General features: G+C 59.3%; 1 protein-coding gene. It reads left to right on the top strand.

All coding sequences use genetic code 11. The features are described 5' to 3' along the window. Nucleotides 1-1,265 (top strand): MFS transporter (locus RR842_RS14690; protein WP_332730312.1); only part of this gene is annotated, 1,265 nt, incomplete at its 5' end. Between the last annotated feature and the right edge of the window lie 110 nt (nucleotides 1,266-1,375).

Here is a 1,375-nt window from a genome sequence, read left to right as displayed (position 1 = left end):
CTTGCTCTTCGCTACGCTATACTGAATCGCTAGGGTTCATCGGGAGCGACACGCGAGTTGGGAGCGAGGCGCACATGGGGGCGAAAAAGCCCAAGGGTACGCTGTGGACGAAGGACTTCGTTCTTATTACCGTGGTCAACCTCCTTATTTTCAGCAGCTGGCAGGCGTTTCCTTTTGTGCTGCCGGTATATATGCAATCGCTCGGTGCACCAGATGCCGTACTGGGCCTGGTCACCGCCGTCACGACGGTGTCGGCACTGCTTATCCGGCCCTTTTGCGGGATGATCCTCGACCGGTTCGGACGCAAGGGCATCTTCTTGTCCGGCATCGTGTTCATGGGGCTGGCCTCGATATGCTTCGAGTTCATACCTATGGTGGGGGCCATTTTGGCATTGCGGTTCGTCCATGGCCTGGCCTGGGGCATTACCAGCACCTCCAGCCAAACCGTGGCCACCGACATCATCCCGCCGAAGCGTTTCGGCGAAGGAATGGGGCTGTTTGCGCTGTCGGCAAGCCTAGCGCTGGCCATTGCACCGGGGTTGGCGCTCGAGCTGTTCGACTGGCAGGGCATCACGCCGGTCATAATCCTGGCCGTGGGTACCTTGGTACTGGCATTCGCATTCGCCAGCTTCCTGCACTACCGCCCCATCGAGCGCCACCCGACGTTCAGCATGAGGAACCTTATAGAACGATCCTCGGTTCTGCCTTCGGTCATCGTATTCTTCCTGACGGCCTGCTATGGCGCACTGGTCACTTTCTTGGCCATCCATGCTTCGGCACAAGGCGTCAACAATATCGCGCCGTTTTTTACCGCCTACGCGATAGCCGTAGCCCTGTCGCGGCCGCTGCTGGGAAAGATGGTCGACCATCGGGGATACGCCCTCGTACTGGTTCCGGGCCTTCTGCTGATGATCGCTGCCTTAGTGCTGCTGTCAAAAGCCGATTCGCTCACCCTGTTCGTGTTGACCGCATTCTTGTACGGCGCCGGTTTCGCCGCATGCCATTCCACGTTGCAGACCATGGCGGTAGCCAATGTCGAGCCGCAGCACCGCGGCGCAGCGAACGCCACGTTCCTCATCGGATTCGACAGCGGCATCGGTGTCGGATCGGCTGTGTCGGGCCTGATCGTTGCCGTACTGGGCTACGCTGATATGTATCTTTGCTTTGCTGTGCTGCCTCTGGTATCCGCCGCCATCTTCTTCGCCTTCGCCCGCCATCGCAAACCGCCACGACTGGCGAACGAAACCGAAGAGACGCATACCTGACGCACCGAGACGCGCCCCTTTAGAGGAGTCTTTCATCATCGCCGACGTGCGCAAAAGATTCCGTCTCTCCCTACAGGCGGGAACCACAGAAATCGTAGCCCTCCTCGTCG

The sequence above is a fragment of the Gordonibacter sp. genome, assembly GCF_036667095.1.
Lineage (GTDB): Bacteria > Actinomycetota > Coriobacteriia > Coriobacteriales > Eggerthellaceae > Gordonibacter.
The sequence above is the reverse complement of the archived record's forward strand: the minus strand, read 5'-3'. Positions and strand labels throughout refer to the sequence as shown.